A 26480-nucleotide genomic window follows, 5' to 3' on the forward strand; every position below is an offset into this window, starting at 1 on the left:
TGCAGAAACTAAATATTAGGGTTAGACTGGCAATTCAAGCAGTTCTTTTATTTTTAAGGTATAATCATTATCAAGAAGCGTTGACCTTCCTATAAACATCTGAAAGTGAGAATTTGTACAAGTGTTTCTTTTGTGAAAATTATAGATGTACAGTTCAGGATCATCCATAACTGCGAGTTGATTTCTGTTATAGAAATTAAGCAATAGCGGGGTATCTTCCTCTACATTGAGATTGCCATATTGTCCTGCATCCTTTTTACTGAAAAGAAGAGAATTTTCATGTCCTGTAGAACGTTCAAAGTTATAATATGCCCGTCCTGAATTATGGTCAAAAAAGATCTCATAAGCGAGAGAACAAGCCATTTTCTCAGAAAACTGAAGAAAACTCATTTGATTATAAATTCTGTTTTCAGAATAATAATCATCATCATCCCAGACACAGATATAGTCACCATGAGATGCTCTAATAGAAAGATTCCTTTTCATACCAAGAGACATCTTTTGTTTTGCAATGATCTTATAGAAAACAATATTACTACTCTCAACAGGTCTTATTGATTTTTTCTCCCAGCCATATCTTTCAAGGCTTCTGTTTTCAGGATCAAAGCAATCAAGATCCAGGCGTACAGAAGTGTCAACTAACTCTGTACTTCCATAAACCTTTGCATCAAATTCACTTGCAGTTAATGCAATTGATCCATTTTTATTGATATTGAACCACAGGTCATTCCACTGAATTTTAAAAGAATAATCATCAACTGGTATTAAGGTAAACTCAAATACTAAAGGGCTTATGTAAATATACTCCCACTTACTGTTAATAAATGTTAAAACATGCCCTTCACTGTTTCTCAATAATGCTTTTTGTCGTAAATCAGAATTATAAGCCTCTCCGTTTTCATCTTCAAACTGAATAATAACAAATGGAGAGGGCATTGATAATTCATGAAGTTCAAAATACGAATACTCAGAAGAATTTCTCACATGTTCTTCAGTAGCAGGATCATTTTCGAACAAAACCACTAATTCTTTATTTTCATAGGTTTGATTCAGGAAACATTTTTTGGCTCTCCTGAACATATCGACTCTGTTATGAGTGATACAAATACATGAAACTTCCGGTGTTTTATTCATGAATGAAATGATATTGAAATTTTCTGAATACTTAATTGTTTTTATTAACCTCCTGCAGTTTTTAAGAACTGCATCTGTTCCACTTTTACATCGGTTACAAAGCTTTTTACCTTGAATTCAGAAAGAGATACTTTCTTTTTCTTTCCTTTTGGTTCTGAACCTTCATTTTCCTTAGGTACTTCGGGGGTGTCGGATGCTTTTTCTTCTAAATTTTCCATAATAAAATAATTATCTTACTGTATTGGTATATTATTAAGTTATAATCAGTTAAAATTAAAGCCACCTTTAATCAGACATCTTTCTCCAAAAAAAGAATTTCTCCCATGCAAGATGGTAGTATCATGAAAAAATAAGCCATCTCCAACTTTTAATGTAACAGGAGTTTGTAATCCAGCCGCTACAATTCTGTTCTCAAGAAAATTATGAAAATCCTCACACAATGCTTTTGCATCAACTGTATTTTCAGGAGAAACTCTGTAATAATTCCAGTTTAACTTAAGCACTGAGTCTTCTCTATATATAATCTTCCTTGTCTTTCTTTGATCTTCACCTTTTCCAAATTTCACCTCAGTTTTCTGAATTCTATCAAACAACTCTGGTTCATACTTGGAAAGAATATAAATGATGGATTCAGCATCCACAAATGTGGTAGCCCCTCCTATTTCAGCGTTTTCAAGACAAAAGAAAAAATTTACATCAAGATCAAAGCTTGCATAAGCGGCGTCCGTATGTAGCGGTTGCCTTGTATTACTATGTCTGAATGTTGTTTCCCTGGCTTTATCGTACCGAATATCTGTCCATTGTTCCTGAGTTGCATTACCTGTTAATGCATCTTCTCCGATACCAACAATCTCTCCCAACTGCAGAACAAGGTCAGAATAGAACTCTTTGTAATCAATATTTTCAGGAAGGTCTTTTAAATGAACAACCTTGGTTTCTTTTATCAATTTCTTTAATTGCTCAGGAAAATCAATTGATGTAGAATAGCTGATATCTTTTATAAAAGTATGAAACATGAATATTGATTTTAAAAATAAATTACCGTTTATGTATAAGGCTAAATTAAATCAAAACACATTAAATCTCTGTAACAAAAGTTACATATGGATACAAAAACTTCTACTCTAACACCACTTTAAGATATTTTTCCATGTTATCCATCTTTTCTATCATATCATCTCTTGATTCAAATTTCATAATCATTGTACCAAGAGTATGATTAGAACCGTTGAATCTGCTAACCTTGTCTCCTTTTTTAATAAATATACTTTCTTCCAGAATATTCTTTCGTATCTCCTTACTATACCAGATATCTTTAACAATCCCATCTTCGAGTGCATGCAGCATATACGATGAATGAAAACCAACAGCTTCCACCTGTGATAACTCCGAACAATCTACTCCAAGGGCTGAATCTACGGTGTATTTTACAAGATCTACATCAGTAGAATATTTAATCACTTCAGGTATAAGATTTCCTCCGTTCCTGGGTCCTAGTTCAAGGAAAGAGAAATCTCCGTTTTTATCGTAATGGAAGTCAAAGTTTAGAGCTCCTTGTTGAATTTTTAATAAATCAAGCAGGCGCTGAGTTTCCCTGTGAGCCTGTTCAAGAGTTTTTTCCGTCATGATTGATGGGAAACTTTCGCCAATAGGAACAAAAGGATTACAGAGTTTGTCAAAATGTTCATTAGCCCAGCAACGGAAGACTAACTTGCCATTCACAACAAAACCATCTCCTGCCACCTGATATCCATCTCTGACAAAAAACTCTTCGATAGCCACCTTCTTTTCTCTGCTAAAAGAAAGTGCATAGTTAAATGATTCTTCAAGCTGACTTTCATCATATATTTTACTCACCCCTTTACTTCCTGATGAATCTACAGGCTTAACTATGACAGGCCTATTAATTTTTCTGAACCAATTCAAAGAATCTTCTAAACTGTAAAAACTTTGGGATTTAGGAACATAAAAATTATTCTTCGATAAAAAATCTCTGAATAAATCTTTCCTTGCTAGTATCTTTACAGACTCATAGGGATTAGACGGAAGACCCATCTCATTCGCCACATAAGCCTGGGTTGGAGCCGCCGGATCAGATGCATAAGCAACAATACCATCGACATTTCTTTCTTTGGCCAATTGCAAAACAGCATCAAAATCAGTCGTACTAAGATTACAATATTCATCTGCAAACTGATGTCCTGGATTATCAGGGAGATAATCACATGTTATTACATGGTGTCCTTGAGATTTGGCATAAATGATCGGTGGAATCTGAAATTTAGAACCACCCAGGAATAATATTCTCTTTGATTTTTTCATAGCTTCTTTTGTAGTTCTTCGTCTCCGATATATTCTTTTCTCCCTAAAGATCTCATATGATAGAATATCCTTTCGATAATACTCATATTCTCCGTAATGATTTCACCTAGCCCTTTCATTTCATGCTTATATGGAATATACTTCTTATAGGTTGTAATAAGAGTATCCGGAAGATCTACATCAATTACATAGACATTATTCTTATTAACTTTTGATATATTACTGACTTTACCAAACAATATTCCATATTCAGACATTGGATAACTATTCAACTTAACTCTAACTTTTTGTCCTAATTTGACTTTTCCGAATTTATTACCCTTTACCTGAAGCTTACCTAAAATATCTTTGGAATCCGTAACTATAAATGCTACCTGATCTCCCTTATTTACAAACTGATTGTTATTCCATACATCAAAAAAAGTAACATTTCCATAAATAGGTGAAGTCATGAAGAACTCTTCTTTAAAGGCTTTCAGTTCTGAAACAAGTATATTATAAGAAGCTTTTATTCCCACATTCAGTGATTCTTTCTGTTCCTTATCATTTAATGTAAGTTCATTATTGTTATAAGTAAGATGCTGAAGGTTCTGTCTGTTTTCTATCAATGCTTGTCTATTGGTTTGAATATTTTTTCTGGTTTGAAGAAAATTTGTTTTGGAAGCATCATAATCAAGTTTGGATATGTGACCTCTTTCATACAATGACTGGTCTTTCTTAAAATTATCTTCAGCTATTTGTAATTCCTGTTGAAGAACTTTATCCTTCTCATCCAACAAAATAGCTTTTCTTTCTAAAGTACCTACCTGTTCAAGATTACTGGCTACAAGCCTTTTATTCTTTTCAAGTGTATAAGTAAGGTCATAGGCAAACAACTTACTGACAAAAGCATTGTAAGCATTCTGCACCTGACCAAGATTGGTGAGGTTAGGTATTGAGTCCATTTTTGACCTGATTTTAGCCGGATTATTTACAAGGCCTTCGAAAAATGGCATAAGCTTATTGAGTAAAACGACCTCTTCAAAGGAAGCAGGATTTTTAATATAGGCAATGATCTGGTCTTTACTAACCTTATCATTATTAGTTACTAATAGATTAATTCTACCGTTTGCTTTTGCTACCAGTTCAGCAGGAGGTGTTTTTGTAGTAATGTTAATCGGACCATCCAGAATTTCAGGATACTTGATTATAAAACTTAACGTAATCAGAATACAAAACCATATAAACAGTAAGATGCTTCCTGTCCTTGCAATCCATGGCGGAGTGCGGGCCATCATTTCATGAACGGCATCACTCCTTCTTATGTTATCTTCTATTTCTACCATCAGCTTGCCAGTTCTAGTTGATTTTTAACCAGATTAAAATAAGCCCCTTTGCTTTTAATCAATGATTCGTGATTGCCAACCTCAACAATTTTACCTTTCTCCAATACGACTATCTGATCGGCATCTTTCACTGTACTAAGTCTGTGCGCCACGACCACAACTGTCTTACCTTTAAAAAATTCATTGAGATTGTTAATAATTACTCTTTCATTATTGGCATCGAGAGAGTTTGTTGCTTCATCCAGCAATAGAATTTCAGGATTTTTATAAACAGCTCTGGCAAGCAGTATTCTTTGTTTCTGTCCCTGACTAAGTCCCACACCATTGGCTCCAATTTTTGTATTATATTCGATTGGAAGCTCTTCTATGAAATCGCGGATATTAGCAGTTAGAGTTGCTTCTTTCATCCTTTTTTTATCTATGATCTCTTCACCGACTGCAATGTTTCTTGCAATGGTATCTGAGAATATAAAACTTTGTTGAGTAACACAGGCAAATTTTTTCCTCCAGGATTTAAAGCTTATGTTATTGATATTCGATTTACCAAATTTAATGGCTCCATGCGTTACCTTATATGATTTAAGAAGTAAAGACAAAAGGGTAGTCTTGCCACTTCCGCTTGTACCAACAATTGCTGTTACTTTATTATGAGGTATTCTCAGATTAATATCTTCCAGTACCATCTTAGATCTAGGACCTCCATACTGAAAGGATACGTTTTCGAATACTATATCCTGAACACGTTCCATTTCAGCATCCAAAACAGATTCCTCTGTTTCTTCATTAGGCATTTCATGAATTTCTGATAATCTGCTTATACTTAATTGAGCATTTTGAGTATCATGAACAAATCGGATTATATCAACAGTCATCCAGTTAAGCTGCCCAACAATATATTGGACTGCGAGCATCATACCCAGTGTCATTTCGCCTTGAATGACTAACATTGCTGCATAAAAAGTCAGAAGGATATTTTTTACTTCATATAAAATGGAAGAGCCTGTCTGTTCAATCTGACCAAGCCTCACTCCATCTATACCAAGCTTGAATTTCTTTGCCTGAATTTTCTCCCATTCCCACCTTTTCTGCCTTTCGCAATTCTGTAACTTAATTTCCTGCATTCCGGTCACAAGTTCGATTGTATTGTTTTCACTCAGAACTGCCTGGTCAAAATTTCTGTAGTCAAGCACTTTCCTTTTGGCAAGCAATGAAAATATCCAGGTAAAATACAAAAGACTACCAACAGCAAATATCAGAAAGAGACCTATGCTGTAGTATGCTAAGATCCCTCCGAATATAACCATGCTCATCAGCGAGAATGCAAAGTGAACCAACGTAGTTGTTAAGAACAATTGTATCCTTTCATGGTCTTCAATTCTCTTGAGTATATCTCCCGGAGTTTTTCTGTCAAAGTAGGCTACAGGAAGTTTCATTAGTTTTACAAGGAAATCAGAAAGAATGGTTACATTCACTTTACTGATCATATGAAACGAAATCCATCCTCTAACAAACTCTCCTGATTTACTGCTCAGGAACAAAACTATCTGAGCAATTAAAACTATATATACAAAGTCGACATCCTGATTATTAATACCCACATCTACCATTGATTGAGTCAGAAAGGGCAGTAACAATGAGATTACAGTAGCAACTGTGAGACTTAGAATAAGATGGAAATAATATTTCTTATAGGGTCTAAGATACTTCAGATAATGTCGTATACCGGACTTTTTGGTTTCAACATTATCTTCATCCTCATAAAAAGCAGGGGTTGGCTCCAGCATTAATGCAAATCCTTCCGGAGTTTCGTTTGCTTTAGGTATAATCCATGCTTTCTTAAACTCCTCAGGTGTATAGGTAATTAAACCAATAGCAGGATCTGCCAGATACAATTTATTTTTAGTTACCTTATAAAGGATCAGAAAGTGTTTCTCTCTCCAATACAATATACAAGGAAGAGGCGCTTCATTGGCAAGTACATCGTAAGAAAGTCTTACTGCAAGGGTATGAAAACCAAGGTTCTCAGCACCATCACTGATCCCCAGTAAAGATACACCATCCCTCCCCACATAACACTTTTCCCTGATCTTTTCAATGGCAAGAGATTTACCATAATACTTAGCAATCATTCTTAGGCATGTAGCCCCGCAATCCATCTGATCAAGCTGAAAATAGAAAGGAAATTTCTTCATGGGCAGTATCTATGATATGTTTACCAAAGTCTCAAAATTGAAAGTCACACAACCTTTCCCAAATGAATTATCATTTACCACAAGACTTTTATCCCTTTTATTCTGAGCCAGCTTATCATTGTTTATTATAAATGAATAATTCTTAGCTACATTCTGAAGAAAACGAACATCATCAATCTTATAAAAATCTCCATCACTATTTCCTACCTCTGTTAACCTACCTTTGTCTGCAATCTGAAAAGTCTTATCATCTAACCAGATATTATTCCCCTCTTCAGTCCAGGTTCCTTTTTCGAGAGTCCCTTCCAAAATTGTTGCTGGCAAATGAGTTTCTATGATTTCCGGCACTATTTTGCATTTTTCATAATTATGGTCTTTAAATAAAAAAAGCAATTCTGATGAATCATGCGAAAGATACTTACTATAGAATCGATCTATATTTTTCAAAAAAAACTCATTCTCTATTCTTTCTTCATCTGCATGACTAATGGCTTTAAGAAGATTTGTATTTTTGATTACATATTCCTTTCTGCCCAAATTTGAAAGTCTTTCGTATAAGTCAATCGTTTCGGATCCATAACTTTTCATTGTTTCATCCATTCCGCCAATTGCTATATAATCCTTCTTCTGGCAAGCAAACCGGCCAAAAGCATTTCTCAAAAAGTAATATCTCTTTTTAGTATCAGCGACAACATAAATATCCTTATCCTCTGAAAATACTTCATTAAGATAAGCCGCATATCCAATTCCAGTATAATTGTCTGCATCCACATTTGATATGATGTCTCCCGATGCAAGCTTAAATAATAAATTCCTGGAATGGGTCCTGTCAAAAAAAGCAGGTTCTTCAGTACGGAAGTACTTAAGAATTCCGGTTTCTAAGTATTTTTTCATATTATTCTTCACCCATGCTTCTAAACCATCTGAAGAATTATAATCAAGTAATACAAACTCTACCTCAGGATAGTCCTTATTATTTTCAATATTTGCCGGAAGCGTCTGCATAATATGATGAAGTCTGTTCATGCAAACAGTACAAATAGAGATTTTTAATAGACCCATTGAATTTATTTTTCTATAAAAATAGGTTCCATATTTTTTTTTGATTGTAACAAAAGATACAAACCACCAAAAATTATATACCTAATTTGAATCCACAATTCTCTGTAACCGATCTAATACACATTTTTAAAAACATTAAAATGAAAGCATTGCGAAACCCCTGGATATCTATTTCTCTATATCATAATGAAATAGAAAAAGTCATTCACGATGTAGTCCTGCCCATCAAAGATGAATTATATGAAAAGGACCTTACCAATAAAGTAATATTCAATCGTAGTTTTGATCGTGGAGAAAATACAATTATAATGTGTGAGATCAGTAACGAAAACAACAGGGAACTGATAAAGTCAATTGCCAGACATAAAGCCACCGAGTTTTTCGAAAGTAATCCTGCTCCTGCTAAAAAAATTGAATTGCCTGTTAACGACTGGTTCCTACCTTACCCGAATAATCATATTCATATCAATGATTACTTTCTGTTTGATATAATGGAGACAGGAGGCCTGCAAGCTTCAACCCTTGCAGAAGAGATACTCTCAGAATCATCTTCAACCATATTGGATTTTATCGAAGCTATGGAAGACGGGTGGAATATAGATACAGCTATAGGACTAGGAATTCAGCTTCATGTCGTTCTCTTCCTTGCATTTGACAAAAACCTTGAAAATGCATCTAACTTTTATGAATCTTTTTTTAATAACATTTTAAATGTAACTCAGGGAGGGCAAGATCAGGAAAAGTTCAGAAATGAACTTCTGCAAGGTTTACAATCAACTTTTAGCGGGCAAAAGGAAAATCTAAGAGATTATGTGTGTTATATTACCTCTACAATACTTGATAATGATGAATTTGAAGATGAATGGCTTAACGACTGGTACAATCTATGCTGCAATATCAACAATAAGGTTAATGCTCTTCAAAGCACCGGTGAATTTATTGCTCCCGAAGATTTAAAACTGAATACTAGTATCGCTGCCAGTGAGGAAGAACAGCAAAAATGGATTGTTATTCAGTACTATCTTAGATCAATCAATTCACAACTGGGAATTTTAAATGCATATGAACTCAATCTGATTTATACAATCAAAGAATGCATCGCACTGATAGCTGAGGAAGCAAACACTTAATGCAGTTTATGGATTAACAGATCTGGTTATTTAACAATGAAACAAAAAATCTCTTTCTGTACAGTCTGCATGAACAGACTGCATCATCTAAGACAGACCCTTCCTCTGAATATAAAAAGCAACTTGTCTTATGGCAATCTTGAATTTATAGTAATGGATTACAGTTCTTCTGATGGCCTCTCTGAATGGATCAAGTCTGAAATGTCAGAATATATTGAGAAAGGTATTCTGGTGTATTATCGCTATGATGAAGCCGACTATTTCGACAGAAGTCATTCCAGAAATCTTATGTTCAAACTTGCCACAGGAGACATCATCTGTAATACAGATGCTGATAATTACCTGGGTAAAGGATTTGCCGCTTACATCTCAAAAAAATTTCAGGAACAGGAAAATCTTTTTCTTGTACCGGATACAAAAAGAAAATTTTATTATCTAAGAGATGCCTTGGGCAGATTTTGCGCAGCAAAACAAGATTTTATGGATGTTTCCGGGTATGATGAAAGAATGAGTGGTTATGGATTTGAAGATGATGATCTTTATGAAAGACTCATCCACAATGGCAAAAAGGAAGTCATCATTATGGATTTAAACTACCTTCGCGCAATCAAGCATGGAAATGAGAACCGTGTTGAAAATGAGTTTTACACCAATTATTTTCATAAAATTTATATTAACTATGAAAAACCAGAAAGGTCTAATGTGGTTGTACTTTACAAAAATGGCTTAGCTCATAAAGGAATTTTATCTCCCAATATGTACAACACTCCTGCTCCTGCCGTATTGGAAAACAATCAATGGGAAGCTGCATATTGGGAAAAAGAAGGTAATAAAATAGTTCTGACATCAACCGATAATAAGACCACCTATACATTCATTGAGATGAATGATTGGATTACTTATAACAACATAGATTATTATAATATTTCCAATGAGTTGTTTCTTCGCAAGCTATCTTATGACCTCCCTCTTATTACAAACTTCGGACATTTTCTTTCCAATAAAGAAAAAAGAGCTGGAGTTAATTTAGATGGATTCGGAAAAGGAGCTGTGTATAAGAACTTTTCAACTAAAAAAAACATCGTTTCCTAGACAGTACAAAAATGGCCCAAAGCTATCCATTGAAGTTTAGTGTTGCAATGACGACTTATAATCAGGAGCAATATATCGCTAAAGCTCTTGATAGTATCTTATCTCAGAAGCACGATTATAATTATGAAATTGTTGTAAGTGATGATTGCAGCACTGATAATACAAGGCAAATCATTAAGGATTACCAAAAGGAATATCCTCACATAATCAGACCAATATTAAATAACAAAAATTTAGGTGTTTCCAAAAACTGTATTCAGAATTTCAGGTCATGCAGAGGTGAATATATAGCTACACTGGACGGAGATGACTACTGGACTGACCAAGATAAAATAAAAAAACAAATTACATTTTTAGATGAAAATCCCCAATATGTAATTTCCTGTCACAGATACAAAAGGTTTTATACAGAAACGCAGAAATACGAAGACGACCTTCACCCGGAACTCTTTATAGACAAACCGGATGGATTTGAATTTGGCCAGGAATATTATTTTGAAAAATGGCTTACACAAACTCTGACTATGGTTTTCAGAAACAGTGCCATGGAGGATACTCCACATTTTGAGACTAACAGATATTGTTGGGATACTCAGATTTTCTGGACATTACTAAACAAGGGAAAAGGATATGTACATAACTTCTTCGGAGGCGTATATCTGATTCATTCCAAAGGCGTCTGGAGCAAACATATAGACCAACAGAAATATTCTTTGAATTACCTTAGTATTGAAGAGCTATATCGGGACTTTCATGATAATATACATTTGAAAAGAATCTATAACTTATATAAAAAGAACTTACCCTGGATAAAAAGTGAATTCCGAAGACCATTAAATCCAGAAATTTTATCCAATAAGCATTTTACAATTGTAAGTGATGACAACTGGGGAGAAGAATTATACAAAGCTTTTAATCTACCAAGACTCACCCCTTTTATCGGAACCCATATATATAATAAAGACTTTGTTAAACTTACAGATAAATTCAGTTATTACATCAACCAGAAAATAAAATTCATAGATCTTTCTGAAAGCAATAATATAAAGGAGTTCAGACATACTTACGGGACTCAGTATCCGATTGGAAAACTTGATGACATTGAAATTCATTTCACAAAATTCAGATCAGAACAAGATGCATTAAACTCATGGGAGGATGGAAAAAACAATATAGTATGGGATAATATTTATTTTAAAATGGATGCTTCACATGAAGGAGAAAACATAGATGAAATAAATAATTTCCAAAAAACACAAGTAAAGAATAAAGTCTGCTTTTTAAACCATCATGATAAGAACAAGCTTAAAGAATTGGTAAATAAAGACAATTTAATCATTATGGATTTCTGGAATCCCCAAAGCGATATCTTCTTTCCATATTCCATAAGTACCTTTGATGTAATCACCTGGTTAAATACAGGAAAAGCATATTATTATCAAAGTAAGTATGATGTAAATAATATATTCTCACCGGTCAGAAAAAGATTCTTCCATTTCACAGAATTTGATGGAAATAATGCAGGACTTCTGGATGCTGACCTTTATGCCAATGCATACCAGATAAGAACCAACAACGATACTGAAGTTATAAAAATATCCTATGACAAACAGGATGAAGAATACTTTCGTCTTTCTTTACAGGAACCCGAACACCCCTTAAATATTGATTTATACGTTGATCTATCCGAAAAAGAAAACAGACATATCCTGATTTTAATGAATGGAGATAAAGAAGCAAGTTTAACTATGGACATCATTGCCAGAGACGAAAATGAAAACGATTTTTCTATCAAAAGCCTGACAAAAGCAAATATAGAGCAAGAATATCAATGGCTTCACTTTGATTTCACATCTCTCCCACATGACCAAAACTTTAACTTTTTATTATCAAGAATAAAATCATTCAGTTTTTATATCAATGAACGTGAAAAAGCTAAAGGAGAAGTAAACATACTGGCATTCTTTGCGGGTTCAATGGACAAATTTCAGGAATTAATAGATTGAATAAAATGATTAATCTTTATTCAATCACATTTAACTCCTGAAGTGTTCTTTTAAGCCAAAACAGAATATTCAGCTCAGTATTAAAGTTAATTTCCATCTGACCATTTATAGATGATACCATAAAATAAGCTATCTGCCAATCCTGATATGTTTTATTATCAATAGGAAAGTGTATAGTAGGATTATCTTTTACATCATAAGGCATAGTCAGCTTTCCTGATTCACTTAATGTATCAATAATAGTCTTATATCTGCGACAGGCATCTGTCCATATATTCATCCAGTCATCCTCAAATATTTCCCCAGATGTAATGGTGTCTCCGATGTAATCCATATAGGCCGAAAGTTGTTCCTTTTGTTCAAAATAAGACACTTCCAGCTCTGCTAATATATCGACAGATTTATTATTCAATTGAATTAACATAGTATCAATAACCCAGGAAAGAAACTGGTAGTGACTATTTTTATCAGGAATAAAAGAACAAATAAAAATAAGATTAAAAGACATAGCTTTTTCAATGCATTCCTGACAATGAAAAAATCGACCACTTAAAGATGCTTCACTTAAAAGGAGTCCGGAAGAGACAGATAAAAACTCTGATACCGCTTTGCCTCCTTGTACACCAATTGAATAGGTAATCGGACTTGTATACAAATCTTCTGTGGAAAATAACTTAAGATTAACCAGATCAATTCCATCAAGGCCAAGCTTATGTTCACACATAGTACTATCAATATGATCAACACCGTAATGAGACTGAAGATAATTTTTTCCGAAATAAGTATTGAGCAGCTGAATCAGAAATGGCTTTATTTCTCTTTGAAAATAATAAGGAGAAGTAACGAAATTTAACTGAATTACATTATTCTTAGATCCCATCCGATGATAGAAAAAAGAGACAGAAAACTTATCATGTAAATGTTTCTTAAAAGGTATTACAAATGTTAAAGCAAATCTGGAGAATTCATCATATCTGACAGCAATACTCACCCATCTTTCTTTATAGATAGGTTTTATAAAGGTCCTGGATGTATTATCTAAATGGTTTGTTTTATCTTTCATTATATATAGATAATGGTACTTAAAAATAACTTATTTTTTTTGAACATCGGTTATAGATAAATTTAAAAAAATAAATTTTATATCTACCTTTGTCCTTTACTTTTACTCTTCCTACAGACTATGACATTATCAAAAAAATATCCCGTTAAGTTCAGTGTTGCAATGACAACATATAACCATGAAAAATATTTAGCACACACACTAGACTGTATTTTTGCTCAGATTCATGATTATTCTTTTGAAATAGTTATCAGTGATGATTGTAGTACCGATAGCACGCAAGAAATCATAAAAGATTACCATAAGAAATATCCGGATATTATTGTTCCAATTTTACACGATAAAAATATAGGTGTATCTAAAAACTGCCTGCACAACCTACGATCATGCAGAGGTGAATATATTGTTACACTGGATGGAGATGACTATTTTACAGAACCAAATAAACTAAAATGGCAAATTGAATTTCTGGATAAAAATCCGGACTTTGTTATCTCATGTCATAGATTCCAAAGGTTCTATGAAGATACAGGAAGGTTCGATATTGATTTTTATCCCGAACTATTTACAAACAATCCTGATGGTTTTGAATTTGGGCCTGAAAAGTTCTTTGACCAATGGCTAACACAAACCTTAACCGTCGTATTCAGAAGCAGCGCCATTGATAATACACCTCAATTGGAATCTTTTAAATACTGTTGGGATCTGACTATCTTCTGGACAGTTATGACAAAAGGAAAAGCATATATACATAATTTCTTTGGAGCGGTCTACAGAATTCATAGCGAAGGGCATTGGAGTCAGAAAAATTTAGATAAAAAATACACACAGAATTATCTGATATTTGAAGAGCTGCTAAAGTTTGATCCTGAAAACATACACATAAAACGAATATTTGAAATCCATCAGAACAATCTTCTTTGGAGAGCATCAGAAAACAGAAAGCCACTTGATCTGAATAAAATAGAGAACAAAAGCTTCACAATTGTAAGTGATGACACTTGGGGAGCTGAAGTTTATAAAGCGCTTGGTATTCCATACCAAACTCCATTTGTCGGAATCCATATATATAACAAGGACTTTATAAAACTTGTAAGTAATTTTGAAAACATTATCAACCAAAACATTCAATTTGTACCCATATCACAATCGAAGTATGTCAAAGAATTTCAAGAGAATTTCGGTAAACCATATCCTCTTGGTATATTGGGAGAATCTATTGAATTGCATTTTATAGACTATACATCAGAAGAAGAAGCCATCAATCAATGGAATGAAAGAAAATCAAAAATTAACTATGACCATTTATTCTTTAAAATGGATGGTACGAGAGAAACCGAAAATATAGATGAGATTAAACAGTTTGTATCTTTGGGTTTAAAGAATAAAGTATGTTTCCTTGGATTTTACCAGCTGGGAAAAGTCAAGAATGATCCGGTAAAAGATGAATTAGTTATCATGGAAAACTGGGCCCCTGTAAGCGAAATCTTTTTTCCGTGTTCGCTATCCTACTTTAACGTAATTGACTGGTTAAATGGAGGGAAAGGTTATTACACAGAGCAAACTCCTTATAATGATACCATCTTTAAAACGATAACCGGCAGAGCTGAATTTTTCCTGACCTTTGATAAGAAAGATGAACGTAAGATAGATGCACTCACATATCCAGATGCTTACCATCTAAAAATAGACCATGAAACAGAATCTGTTAAGATCAAGTATAATAAAAAAGCAACCGAGTTCTTTCATATACCCGCACAAATATCAAATCAAGAGTTGAATGAGAGTTTATTTCTAGATCTATCTGATCCTGAAAACAGACATGTATTTTTACTTACAAGAGGAAGTAACGGCACAAAGCTTGGCTTAAATCTTGGTGCAAGAGCCGAAGACAATTTATATGATTTTGTTTTTGAGACGGAAGGAATTGAACAACAACTGAGCGATGATTTTGAGTGGATACATTTTGACTTTTCATTATTCAAAGTTGATTTACCTACAGAACTGATGTTTTCCAGAATAAAAAGTTTTTACATTTATGCAAATCCTAAAGAAGAAGCGGCAGGAGAAATAGAAATAATGGCTTTATTCAGTGGTTCGAAAGAAAAATTCCAGGAAATGCTTAGCTAAGTTTTATTCATAATTTAGCCACATTCTGATAATTAATCTAATTCAAAATGTGGCTAAGTTTAACAGAGTATCTCATTTATTGATAGATTTTATCTTTACCGGCAAGTGTCTTTAAAGAATTTTTCAAAGCATTAAACAAGTTCAGTTCACTATGAAAAGTTATACCCAACTGGCTATTTATCATTTTTAATATAAAGTAAATACCTTGCCAATGCCTGTAACGGTCTTCAGCCATTTTTATAAAGATTGTTTCATCCTCTAAATAATAAAAAGGAAGCGTTGGCCATCTCTCTTTCCTATTCCGAACCAGTAATTTATCTTTACATTCAAAACAAGCTTTAACCCAGGTATTCAACCATCTTTCATCAAAATCCTCCTTATTGGCAAGACTTTCAAAAATGTATTCAGTAAGACCTATAAATGTATCCTTTTGTTCTTCAAAGTACTGATTAGCATCTAAAATCTTCTTTACCTTCCACTCCTGTAAATCATGAACATTATCTACTTTTTTAACCTGATATATAGTTTTATAAACAAGCCAGGAAGAGAATTCATACATATCCTCTAGATCTTCAAAAAATGAATGTATAACCGGAATGTACATTAATAGAGATTTATCAAGAATATTTTGCTCTGAAGTAGCCTCTGTAACTTCAGATTTAAATATTTCATTTAAAATACAATCTGAAGATTTAACTGAAAGTTCCCTTATTATTCCTACCTCCTTTTTACCAATTATATAAGTAAGATTATCAATAAAAAAATCTTCAATACTGATTATACGTAACTCCCACAAATCAAACCCCTCAAGATTGGTTTTGTGTTGAATAACTTTATCACAGATTTCTTTTACATCTAAATCATTAAGAAACTTTTTGTCATAATAATTATTCAACTTTTCATAAAGCAAAGGTTTAAGATGTACTTTAAAATTATAAGGAGAAATACTGAAATCTAACTGAATTATGTCTCCAAAAGTTACCCCCATCCAAAAGTCAGTTGCCAGCCTGTAATAAAAGCTGGATGCGATATTTCTTGATTTTACTTCTTCAAATAAAGGTACTATAACATCTTTGGTAAATCTTCTAAAATCATCTATTCTGATATTGATTGTGGTAAAGCGTTCTTTAAATATTGCTCTTGTCCACTTAGTTGTTTCAAGGTACTTTGATTGAATGGCCTGCATCAGATAAAAATTTAAAATGATAGTCAAACAGAAAATATGTTTGTAAATAAAATATAAAAAAATATATACCAGTGTATCATTTGTTACAGATCTTCTTAATTCATCCACCTAAATTTCATCTGTCATTAAGAATTTCAGATTTTCAATTAAAAATGGTGCTTCAAATTTTTAATTGAAAAAGAGCATACAATGACCAGCAATTTATTATTGTAAAAGTCCACTAACTACACAAGCCATGAATCAGCCTCTATACGTAACTAAGCCGTATCTCCCACCGCTTGAGGAATTTAAAACATATCTTGAAAAAATATGGGAGCGACAAATCCTTACAAATGGCGGCCCTTTTCATGAGCAATTAGAAGAAGAACTTGCCAAATACCTTGGAGTTAAATACGTTTCCCTTTTTGCAAATGGAACTCTGGCATTAATGACAGCTTTGCAAACTTTAAGAATATCCGGTGATGTTATTACCACTCCTTTTAGTTTTGCTGCCACAGCTCATTCCCTGCTTTGGAATGGAAGTAAACCAGTTTTCTGCGACATAGAACCAGGAACGTATAACCTTGATCCTTCAAAGCTGGAAGCCTCTATTACTCCTGATACCAAAGCTATAATGCCTGTGCATGTTTATGGAACCCCATGCAAAATAGACAAGATACAAGAGATCGCAACTGACCATGGATTAAAGGTCATCTATGATGCATGTCATAGCTTTGGCGTAAGATATAAAGGAGAATCCGTCCTTAACTATGGTGATCTGTCTGTATTAAGTTTTCATGCAACTAAAATCTTCAATACATTTGAAGGAGGTGCCATTATTAGTCATGATCCCATAACCAAAAGAAGAATTGACTTTTTGAAAAATTTTGGATTCTCAGATGAAGTCACTGTTGTTACGCCAGGTATGAATGCTAAGATGAATGAGGTGCAAGCTGCAATGGGATTAATTCAATTAAAGACAATTGACCAAAGAATAGAGCGTCTGAAAAACGTTTCATTGAATTATAAAAAGAGATTAAAAAATATAGAAGGAATAACTTTCCTTGATGAGGTAGCTGATACTAAGCATAATTATTCTTACTTTCCTATATTGATTGATGAGGAAAAATTCGGAGTGAGCAGAGATAAAACTTATGAATTGCTTAAAACCTTCAACATATTTACAAGAAGGTACTTCTATCCATTGATCAGTGAATTCCCTGTTTACAAATCCTTGCCTTCATCAAATCCTTCTAACCTTCCAATTGCAACAGAAATTTCAAGAAAGATATTATGCCTTCCCAACTTTGCAGTGCTTACCCAGGGGGAAATTGAGCATGTATGTAACTCTATAATTGAAATTCAAAAAACAGTAAAGGAGGAAGTAAATCAGGATGCCCGACTGGTGTTTTAAAAAAACCTTCAATCATAAATGTCGGACCAAATAAAACCTGTAAAGTTTAGTGTAGTAGTCTCTACACATAATCATGAACTTCATTTAATAAAAGCATTAAGGAATATCTTTGCTCAGGAGCATGATTTTAAGTTTGAGGTGATCATCACTGATAATTGCAGCACAGACAAAACAAAGGAAATCATAGATCTCTTTCAACTAAGATATCCGGATTATGTAGTTCCTTTATTTCATGATAAAAAAAACAAATTTTCCGAAAATACACTAGAGACATTTAAAAAATGTAAAGGCCAGTACACTTTCCTGCTTGATCCTGATGATTATTGGACTGATAATAAAAAAATAAAAAAGCAGATCTCATTTCTGGATGAACATCCTGAATATATTTTTTCCTGTCATAGATTTAACAGACTTATTGAAGATACCAATGAGCTCCTGGAAGATTTTCATCCTGTAGTATTTAAAGATAAACCAGATGGCTTCGAGTTCGGTCAGGAGCGCTACTTTGATTACTGGATAACACAGCTATCCACTATGGCTATCAGAACCGAGTGCCTGAATGATATTCCTAAGCTTGAAACATTCAAATACTATTGGGACACACAACTATTCTGGTTATTGCTTCTTAAAGGAAAAGGTTTTGTTCAACCGTTTTTTGGCAGTGTTTACCGGGTTAAAAGCGAAACATCAGGAAATAAATTTGACTTGTTAAAGCAAAATTCTCTGACCTATTTGATTATAAAAGAACTTCATCAACTTTACTCTTGCAATAAACATATTAAACGAATATATGAACTATATCAGAAAAACCTTTCATGGAGTAAAAGCGCCAATAAAAGACAACTAAACATAAATAAAATAAATAATAAGAACTTTACAATAGTAAGTGATGATAACTGGGGAAAAGAGGTTTATGATGCGTTCAACATTCCTTATAAGTCTCCTTTTATAGGAGTTCATTTATTTAATTCAGATTTTATAAAACTTGTAAATGATTTTGAAAACTACATAGACAAACCAATAACCTTCATTAATCATTCTGATTCTAAACATCAGAAATCTTTCAGACATTGCTTCGGAAAAGATTACCCTTTGGGACTCCTGAACAATGATATTGAACTTCATTTTATTGATTATAACTCACCCGATGAAGCTCTCAGACATTGGAATGACGGCAGATCCAAGATAAACTTGGAAAATATCTTTTTTAAAATGGATGCATCAAGAGAAGAGAACAATATTGATTCAATTGAGGCATTTGACTATATAAATAGACCTAATAAGGTGTGTTTTATAAATTATTATGACAAAGAAAAATACTTATCTAATAATTCAACATTACATCTGATAGATTATTGGAACCCAGACAGTGAAATATTCTTTCCTCAATCTCTTTGCTCTTTTGACTTAATAGGTTGGTTAAATGGAAAGGTGGAGAAATACAATGAAATTTATCAGCAAGCTAAAGATATATTCATTACCCCAGACAAACGGAAATATTTCTTTATCCAGTTTAATCAGGACAATATCCATACTTTGGATTCAAAATTTCATCCGGAGACTCATGAGATATTTTATAATGAAGATACAGAATCCGCAATTGTAAATTATAATAAGCACGATCTTGAATACTTCTGTTTATCAGCTCAGGAATGTCCACATCCAAAGACATCAGATCTGTTCATAGATTTATCAGAAAAAGAAAACCGTCATATTATGGTTCTGGCAAAAGGAAATCCCTTACATCAGTTACGTATAGACTTCATAGGAAAAGAAGAGGACGAAAAGGATACTATCCTGCATATAGACGCAATTGCTCAAACATTGCAGGAAGACTACCAATGGCTTCACTTTGACTTTTCTTTCATCGATGATGTATCAACAGCTTATCTTTTCTCAAGAATAAGAAGTTTTTATTTTTACCTGAATCCTAAAAATGCAGCTCAGGGAACACTAGAATTAATGGCTTTCTATTCGGGTTCAATGGAGACATTTAAAGAGTTACTAGGGTAATTCAAGCAAACCTAACAATATCCCCCCTTGATTAATCAAAATCACTCTAATATCCTGGAGGCGGGTCTATAAAGTCAGGAATAAAAAATGAAAGCAAAAAAATTCAGGAATAGACAAGCCCTGTTGCTTGTTCCATTCCTGACTTAGTTAATAGGATTAATCAGCTGTTGCTGGCGCGATGGTTTCAATCTCAACACCTGCTTCAGTTTCTGCACTTAATTCTGTTTCTGTCCTTGATTCTGCCTCTGCCAGAGCTTGTGCTAATGGTTTTAAATTAGGTTCGGTCTCATGATATGGAAGAATTTCCACAATGTTAGTCGTGATAATTTCAAGTATCTGATAATCTGAAGTGGAGTCTGCAAAAAGATCTTCTACTCGGTCATATGCTTCTCTTAAATTATTTCCATTAACAAGTATCATTTGTTTTAACTTTTTCTCTTTCCCTGCTTTTTCATCAAGAGAAGTGATAGCAACTTTACACTTATACCAGGTAAGTCCTTCTTCATTGATCACCAGTTCATGTACACGATATTTGCTTACCGTAAGCAGAACGAATTCTCTGAAATTAGACCCAATTTCTTCATATACTCTAGCTTCAGCATCAGTGAAGCTTACCGCATCAATTAAATATACTTCAGTAACAGTAGTAAAACCTCCGTTCTGATCTTCTCTGTTATACTTGAATTTACACTCAAACCAGGTTGCCATAATAACTAATGATTTTTAGATTTAGAAAGATTAAAGTTAATCTTTCTAAATCTAAAAATCACCTGTCATCAATATTTTTTATCCACTAAGACCAACATCTATATTAACGAGAAGATCCGGATTTCCTAGAGTTCCAAGCACTTATATTGTTATTCGACCTATCTCTTTTTGACAAAGTAATAACCTAATCCCGCACTCACAGCTAATAAAGAGAAAACAGATGCTATTGTTCCTATCTTTCTAAAATTATGTCCATTTTTAGTAGCTGTATCTGGTACTCCATTTGTAGTCAAGAGTTCTTCTTCTTTTAATTTTTCTTTTTCAAAAACATTTATAAGTATATCCAGACCGCTGACTAATTGCTCTTCTGAGATAGGTCTCCCCTGTCCCACTCCTGCTATCTTAGGATTCAAAGACCTAATCTTTTTTAAAGAGCTGCAAACAATGGAATGGTTTATATTATAATGGACAGGCGGTCCCTGAATTTCCTGATCTTCAGAAACAAAGATCGAAGAGATACTACTGCTCTTGGTTCTTGAAGAAATTAAATCTCCTGCAATCAGAACTTTATCTTTTGGTCTGAAGAAAGAAACGTGACCGGGAGATATTCCAGGTGTATGAATGTATCTCCATCCTTCCAACGAAGGCACCCAACCATCTGGCAATGGTTGAACATGCATACTGAAATTCAAAGTTTTACCGGAATACAATTGAAGCAGATAAGCTATAGCCGAGCTTCCGGAAACAGTTTCAGGAGGCGGGAAGTTCAAATCACCCGTTAAATAAGGAATTTCTAATGGATGAGCATAAATCTTTAAGTCTTGCCATTCTTTCAGCAAATCAGGTATTCCTCCAACGTGATCGAAATGCCCATGTGTTAATAGTAAAGCCTCTGGAGGGTTATCCTTTCCAAATAAATTAGCCGCCTCTTTAATTATTTTTTTCCCTGAACTTGTTATTCCTGCATCAATAATGGTCCATGGATTTCCGGCGCCCGGCTCTCCTATTAAATAAAAATTTACATTTAGACTTTTGAAACCTATAACGTCTTCTGCCAGCTCGTATCGGTTCTTCCTTCTCAACAGATCCCAAACCATTCTTGTCCATATTTATACTTAGAAAACAGTAAAGACAGGAGGTAAAGTTTATTCGAAATCAAGTGTTATAGAACTAATAAAGGGAACTTTAAAAGAAGGGAATATTACAGTAGAATTTTTAAAAATAAAACCGGAAAATCTTTGAGAATTTCCGGTTTTTGTATGATTAAAATTGTGGACCAACATTGTCTGTAATGTGGCCGGTCTGATAAAGTGTAAAGGCAACTACAGTTATAATTCCAATTATGATTCCAAACACTAACAATAGTCTTTTATAAAACCGGTTGTCTTTCTCCAGCTTATGTTTTTTAAGTATATTTTTGACTACGTTGTCAGCTCGATGAAATGCGCTTTCATTTTTAATAATGTAATCAAAAGCTCCATGAGTCAGCGTATCTATTGCTATCTCAATTCTGTCCTGAGCCGTAAACATTACAACTTCAGCAGACGGAAGTCTGTTTTTGATCGCTCTCAGAATTTCCATACCATTCTTGGCATTTTTATTTTCTGTGCTTAAAGTATAATCCAGGAAAATGATTTCAGGATCTTTATCCAGGTTCTTCAGACAATCTTCTCCGGTATTGAAAATCTCAATTTTATAGTTATGATTTTTTAATAAATAATCCTTCAGAAGTTCACACTGCATTTTATCATCATCTACGATAAAAATATTCACATCTTTCATAAAAGTAAATTTGAATAGTTTTTAATATAAAGTTTGTTTTTCTGTTTCCAGTTGTTGGCATGTTAAATACAAAATAGAATCGAATTTTGCAATTAGTTCTTGCATTATTTCCAGATCAATTTGCTCTACAGACTGATGTTCAATCTGTTGAACAATATCACTTCCTACCTTAATTCCCATATATTTTACTCTTGGCTTCAGTGCATGGGCAATCAGCCCTACTTCTTTCCAGTTGTTTTCCGCAGCCTTCTCTTTAAGCTTTTGCCAATCACCGGGAACGGATTCCAGGAACATATTGATATATTTCAGCATCTGATCCTTATTGTTGGATGTCATTCCTCTGAGAAAACTAAGATCAGCCATTCCCTCACTCATAAGGCCACCTGAAACTTCTTTGTTATCTTTGGTAAGCTCAATTACTTTTTCCTTATTAATTAAAGTTGAAATTTTAATCAATAAAATATCTGCATCAAAAGGTTTGGAAACAAAGTCTGTCATTCCGGAGTCAAAACAACTATCTATTTCAGGTTTGGTAGCACTTGCTGTCATAGCTATTACAGGTATGTCAGAATAGCCCAGAGCATTGTTTTTACGGATATATTTAGTTGTTTCATAACCATTCATTTCTGGCATCTGAACATCCATAAGAATAATATCATAGCGCTTGCTTTTATCTTTCAGCATTTCAATCGCAACTTTTCCATTCGAAGCCACATCTATAGTAAGATTTTTTATCAATGATTTCAAGGTATCGACAGCAACTACCTGATTAAATTCATTGTCTTCAACAAGAAGGATCTTTATTCCATGGAGCTCCTGAACTCTTGTCTGAATTGGTTTCTCCATTCTCTCTATCTTTTCGGTGCCTGTTTTATACCAGATTCTGAATGAAAAAGTAGTTCCTTCTCCGAGCTTGCTTTCAACAGTTATAGTCCCTCCCTGAAGTTCTACAATCTTCTTTGAAATGCTTAGACCAAGGCCTGTACCTCCAAACTTTCTTGATGTATCTCTTGCTGCCTGGGCAAAGTCTTCGAATATCGTATCCAGCTTGTTTTGCGGTATGCCTATTCCTGTATCCTGAACAGAAAATTCAATTAACAAATCATTCCCCTTTTGTTCTATAAGCCTGCAGTACATATCAATACTGCCCTTTTCTGTGAATTTAACAGAATTACCTACAAGGTTTACCAATACCTGATTCAACTTGGCCGGATCTCCGATTATAGTATCCGGAAGGCTCTCATCAATTATCGGTGTCAGTTTAATTTTTTTCTCATCAGTCTTTATTTTGAAGGTATTATAAAGGCCGTAGAATATATCTGAAAGGTTAAAGTTGATCTTTTCGAATTCAATTTTCCCGGCATTGATTTTAGAGAAATCCAGAATTTCATTGATTATGACCATCAGATTATCAGATGACTGACGGATGGCCTTCAGATAGCTCTCCTGTTTGGGTGCGAGTGGAGTATTAAGAATCAGATTGGTCATTCCAATGATAGCATTCATTGGGGTCCTTATTTCATGACTCATATTGGCCAGGAATTGTTCTTCCCTTTTCTTGGCCTGTTCCGCTTTTACAATAAATCTATTCAACACAATTTCGGTCCTGATTCTTTTTCCAATATCACTGTTAAGCAATATCAATACCCAGGCCAGGAAAGACAATGCGATCACATTTCCGATAATAATAAAAATCAAAGCATAGCCTGACTTTGAATCAACTTCATCCGATTGCAAATCATATCTGTCTATTTCTTCAGTTTTTATCTTGACAATCAAGTTATGCAACTGCCCGAGTAAATCCCTGCCCGCTCCTGACTTCAATTCCGCTATTGCTTCTTTCTGACCTTTTTCATTTTTCAGAAGAATGGTATGATCCGCAAGTTTAACCTTTCGATCAATCAGATCATTAAGTTCTTCCAGTCTTTTCTGATTCTTATATTTTTTAGAAAATGATGAAATTTCTTCGGCGATAAGTAAACGTGCATGTTTATAAGACTCCAGATAAGTACTATCACCAATAATTACATAACCTTGATGACCGGTTTCTATATCTCTGATGTAAAATTGAATATTTTCCAGCGACTCCTGGCTTTTTCGAGCTTTAACCTCATTTCTTCTTACATCACGAAAACTATGAAGGCTGTAATAGGAGAAAATTCCTGTTGCGTTAAGTACTATAAGGACAATACAAAACCCCAAACTTATATTCTTATTCAGATTCCATTTCATACTAAATGGGCAATTATTTTTATTCTAAACTTTTAAATATAAGTATTTTAATCGGGTGAGCAAAAAGGGATTCAAGGAATATTAATGCACAATAAAATCAACTCAACAGCTTAATGAAGAAGCAATTACAATAACAATTCAAGCATAAATCGATTTAAGTCAAGGAATCAGTTCTGCCAGTTGCCCTACTTTTAGCAAAGCCAGATCTGATTTATTCTTTACATGAAATGCGAAGACATCAAAAGTAGGATTGCCATTTTTATCAGTAGTTCTTGGCTGAGATATAAAAGGCTTAATTGGAACACCTCCAAATGTTGATTCTTCAGTTAAAGAAAAATCAACATTACCATCCATTGATTTAGCAAAAACAAATTTTGATTTTCTGTTTAAATTTCCAATATATAGTATCTCGAAAATCATTTTTCTCTCAATTCAACTGATCTTCCATCGGGATCTTTCACAACAGCAGAATATCCCCATTCATTATTTGCGGGCTCTGATACAATCTTATTATTATCATCCTTTAAAATCTTTATGATTTCATCAAGATTAGTCACTGTAAATCCAATTCTGGTCGTTTTATCAGCAATCTCCATAGACTTAGGCAAAGGATAGATTTCCATCAATAATCTTCCAATTGAACATGAAAAATGAACTGGCCCATTTCCATGTTTTTCTTCCTGAAAAGAAAGGCCAAGAGTAGTATAAAAATTTAGTAAGTCCTGAAGCTGCCTTGTCTTCAGTACTAGTAACGATAACTCTGGATGCATTGATATAATTTAATTGAATATTTCATACTTCTATCCCCGTCCTTTAATGAAGTTATTTTACCTTCAGACTGAAGAAACTTTAAATTTCTTTCTTCATTTCTTTTTTGCTTTATCATTTAAAAGCATTTCGAGTTTTTTCAATTTCTTTTTCCAGAAAACGTCAAAGAAATTAATCCACTCTTGCACTTCCACAAATCCTTCCTGATTCAGTACGCAATATCTTTCTCTACCTATGTCTTCTATAGAAATAAACCCGGCTGCATTTAATATTTTAACATGTTTGGAAACAGCAGGTCTGCTCATTTCAAAATTTTCAGCAAGTGCATTGATAGACAAACTATCTTTTGAAAGCAATTGAAGAATGTACCTTCTGCTCGGATCTGCCAAAGCATAAAACGGATCTAATGATTGTTGTTGTGATTTCATTTCTGAAAGGAACCAATTAATAACGAAAACCTTTTCATCACTTTTGCTTTCCAGCCAATGTTCATGAAGAAATAAGCCAGATAATTTTTCATTCCTTTAAAACCTTTATGTTCTAAAACCAAATCCGTGCCGCCATCCCTTGGTGTTAATGTCCAGCTAACTACGGAATCCAGAGTAATTTCTCCTTTGGAACCTCCTTTCCAGGAGTAAGAAAGTTTTGTGTAGGGGTCCACTTCCAATACTTCACAGTATATAATACCATCAAATTTAACTTTTACTTTAGGCTTGGTAGTGAACTGAAACTTATGACCAACAACAGGTTTAAAGTCGTTCTCCATTAACCATTGAGCAATTAGATCCGGGTCTGTAAGAAATCTCCATACTGTTTCAGGTGAATGGTTAAAAAACCATTGATGTCTGATATCTCTTCGCATAATATGTAACCAATAAGTTACACAAATATATGTAACTTATTGGTTACACAAAATAAAAAAACTATATTTAAAAAAATTAT

General features: G+C 33.7%; 23 protein-coding genes. 6 read left to right on the forward strand and 17 right to left on the reverse strand.

The genetic code is table 11. The features are described from left to right. Nucleotides 1–21: 21 nt before the first annotated feature. The 7 genes from MYP_RS18950 to MYP_RS18975 form a co-directional block, all read right to left on the reverse strand. Nucleotides 22–1134, reverse strand: a complete 1113-nt coding sequence (locus MYP_RS18950; RefSeq protein ID WP_156140736.1) for a glycosyltransferase family A protein — start codon at nucleotides 1132–1134, stop codon at nucleotides 22–24. Between the two features lie 44 nt (nucleotides 1135–1178). Then, the gene (locus MYP_RS26195) at nucleotides 1179–1352 is read right to left on the reverse strand and encodes a pinensin family lanthipeptide (protein WP_156140737.1); all 174 of its coding nucleotides are present in this window, start codon (nucleotides 1350–1352) and stop codon (nucleotides 1179–1181) included. Nucleotides 1353–1397: 45 nt separating this feature from the next. Continuing rightward, nucleotides 1398–2150, reverse strand: coding sequence for a TauD/TfdA family dioxygenase (locus MYP_RS18955; protein WP_045467074.1), 753 nt, complete (start codon nucleotides 2148–2150; stop codon nucleotides 1398–1400). Nucleotides 2151–2253: 103 nt separating this feature from the next. Beyond that, entirely contained in the window at nucleotides 2254–3456 is a 1203-nt protein-coding gene (locus tag MYP_RS18960) for an ATP-grasp domain-containing protein (protein WP_045467077.1), read from the reverse strand. Next, nucleotides 3453–4781 carry an HlyD family secretion protein gene (locus MYP_RS18965; protein ID WP_045467079.1) on the reverse strand — a complete coding sequence of 443 codons (1329 nt, stop codon included), beginning with the start codon at nucleotides 4779–4781 and terminating at the stop codon, nucleotides 3453–3455. The genes MYP_RS18960 and MYP_RS18965 overlap by 4 nt, the downstream gene beginning before the upstream one ends. After that, a complete protein-coding gene (locus MYP_RS18970) occupies nucleotides 4781–6973 on the reverse strand; it encodes a peptidase domain-containing ABC transporter (protein WP_045467081.1) in 2193 nt (730 codons plus the stop codon). Before MYP_RS18970 ends, MYP_RS18965 begins: the two co-directional genes overlap by 1 nt. Before the next feature lie 9 nt (nucleotides 6974–6982). Next, nucleotides 6983–8035: a glycosyltransferase family 2 protein gene (locus MYP_RS18975; protein ID WP_081990598.1), complete on the reverse strand. Its 1053-nt coding sequence runs from the start codon at nucleotides 8033–8035 to the stop codon at nucleotides 6983–6985. 140 nt (nucleotides 8036–8175) lie between these two features. On the opposite strand from MYP_RS18975, the gene MYP_RS18980 reads away from it, so the two are divergent. Genes MYP_RS18980 through MYP_RS25395 form a run of 3 tightly spaced genes read left to right on the forward strand, consistent with a single transcriptional unit; the run spans nucleotide 8176 to nucleotide 12263 of the window. Then, nucleotides 8176–9165, forward strand: coding sequence for a lantibiotic dehydratase C-terminal domain-containing protein (locus MYP_RS18980; RefSeq protein WP_045467086.1), 990 nt, complete (start codon nucleotides 8176–8178; stop codon nucleotides 9163–9165). Nucleotides 9166–9201: 36 nt separating this feature from the next. Then, nucleotides 9202–10257 carry a glycosyltransferase family 2 protein gene (locus tag MYP_RS18985; protein ID WP_045467089.1) on the forward strand — a complete coding sequence of 352 codons (1056 nt, stop codon included), beginning with the start codon at nucleotides 9202–9204 and terminating at the stop codon, nucleotides 10255–10257. A gap of 11 nt (nucleotides 10258–10268) precedes the next feature. Next, nucleotides 10269–12263 carry a glycosyltransferase gene (locus tag MYP_RS25395; RefSeq protein WP_052430350.1) on the forward strand — a complete coding sequence of 665 codons (1995 nt, stop codon included), beginning with the start codon at nucleotides 10269–10271 and terminating at the stop codon, nucleotides 12261–12263. Between the two features lie 16 nt (nucleotides 12264–12279). On the opposite strand, the gene MYP_RS18995 is transcribed toward MYP_RS25395, so the two are convergent. Continuing rightward, on the reverse strand, nucleotides 12280–13326 hold the full coding sequence (locus MYP_RS18995) for a hypothetical protein (RefSeq protein ID WP_045467092.1): 1047 nt from the start codon (nucleotides 13324–13326) through the stop codon (nucleotides 12280–12282). Nucleotides 13327–13446: 120 nt separating this feature from the next. Here MYP_RS18995 and MYP_RS25400 point away from each other — a divergent pair, with 120 nt between their 5' ends. After that, nucleotides 13447–15456 carry a DUF1919 domain-containing protein gene (locus MYP_RS25400; RefSeq protein WP_052430351.1) on the forward strand — a complete coding sequence of 670 codons (2010 nt, stop codon included), beginning with the start codon at nucleotides 13447–13449 and terminating at the stop codon, nucleotides 15454–15456. Between the two features lie 76 nt (nucleotides 15457–15532). Here the strand turns inward: MYP_RS25400 and MYP_RS19005 are convergent, their stop codons facing one another. Continuing rightward, nucleotides 15533–16642 (reverse strand): hypothetical protein, encoded by a 1110-nt coding sequence (locus MYP_RS19005; protein WP_045467094.1) that lies wholly within the window; start codon nucleotides 16640–16642, stop codon nucleotides 15533–15535. 235 nt (nucleotides 16643–16877) lie between these two features. Between MYP_RS19005 and MYP_RS19010 the strand changes: the two genes are divergently transcribed. Further along, nucleotides 16878–18035 (forward strand): DegT/DnrJ/EryC1/StrS family aminotransferase, encoded by a 1158-nt coding sequence (locus MYP_RS19010; RefSeq protein ID WP_045467097.1) that lies wholly within the window; start codon nucleotides 16878–16880, stop codon nucleotides 18033–18035. Nucleotides 18036–18053: 18 nt separating this feature from the next. Continuing rightward, nucleotides 18054–20048: a DUF1919 domain-containing protein gene (locus tag MYP_RS25405; protein WP_052430352.1), complete on the forward strand. Its 1995-nt coding sequence runs from the start codon at nucleotides 18054–18056 to the stop codon at nucleotides 20046–20048. A 156-nt stretch (nucleotides 20049–20204) separates the two neighbouring features. Here the strand turns inward: MYP_RS25405 and MYP_RS19020 are convergent, their stop codons facing one another. From MYP_RS19020 to MYP_RS19055, 8 genes are all read right to left on the reverse strand, one after another. Continuing rightward, the gene (locus MYP_RS19020; protein WP_052430353.1) at nucleotides 20205–20756 is read right to left on the reverse strand and encodes a DUF4494 domain-containing protein; all 552 of its coding nucleotides are present in this window, start codon (nucleotides 20754–20756) and stop codon (nucleotides 20205–20207) included. A gap of 158 nt (nucleotides 20757–20914) precedes the next feature. Further along, complete coding sequence (locus MYP_RS19025; protein WP_052430354.1) at nucleotides 20915–21853, reverse strand: MBL fold metallo-hydrolase; 939 nt, start codon at nucleotides 21851–21853, stop codon at nucleotides 20915–20917. Nucleotides 21854–22019: 166 nt separating this feature from the next. Continuing rightward, the gene (locus tag MYP_RS19030; RefSeq protein ID WP_052430355.1) at nucleotides 22020–22538 is read right to left on the reverse strand and encodes a response regulator; all 519 of its coding nucleotides are present in this window, start codon (nucleotides 22536–22538) and stop codon (nucleotides 22020–22022) included. Between the two features lie 21 nt (nucleotides 22539–22559). Continuing rightward, a complete protein-coding gene (locus MYP_RS19035) occupies nucleotides 22560–24770 on the reverse strand; it encodes an ATP-binding protein (RefSeq protein ID WP_052430356.1) in 2211 nt (736 codons plus the stop codon). Between the two features lie 159 nt (nucleotides 24771–24929). Further along, the gene (locus tag MYP_RS19040) at nucleotides 24930–25190 is read right to left on the reverse strand and encodes a hypothetical protein (RefSeq protein WP_045467100.1); all 261 of its coding nucleotides are present in this window, start codon (nucleotides 25188–25190) and stop codon (nucleotides 24930–24932) included. Further along, nucleotides 25187–25540 (reverse strand): VOC family protein, encoded by a 354-nt coding sequence (locus MYP_RS19045; protein WP_045467103.1) that lies wholly within the window; start codon nucleotides 25538–25540, stop codon nucleotides 25187–25189. Before MYP_RS19045 ends, MYP_RS19040 begins: the two co-directional genes overlap by 4 nt. 93 nt (nucleotides 25541–25633) lie before the next feature. Continuing rightward, on the reverse strand, nucleotides 25634–25966 hold the full coding sequence (locus MYP_RS19050; RefSeq protein WP_045467106.1) for an ArsR/SmtB family transcription factor: 333 nt from the start codon (nucleotides 25964–25966) through the stop codon (nucleotides 25634–25636). Next, nucleotides 25963–26400, reverse strand: a complete 438-nt coding sequence (locus tag MYP_RS19055) for an SRPBCC family protein (protein WP_045467109.1) — start codon at nucleotides 26398–26400, stop codon at nucleotides 25963–25965. The genes MYP_RS19050 and MYP_RS19055 overlap by 4 nt, the downstream gene beginning before the upstream one ends. Nucleotides 26401–26480 lie beyond the last annotated feature (80 nt).

This window comes from Sporocytophaga myxococcoides (assembly GCF_000775915.1).
In the GTDB taxonomy this organism is placed as follows: Bacteria; Bacteroidota; Bacteroidia; order Cytophagales; family Cytophagaceae; genus Sporocytophaga; species Sporocytophaga myxococcoides_A.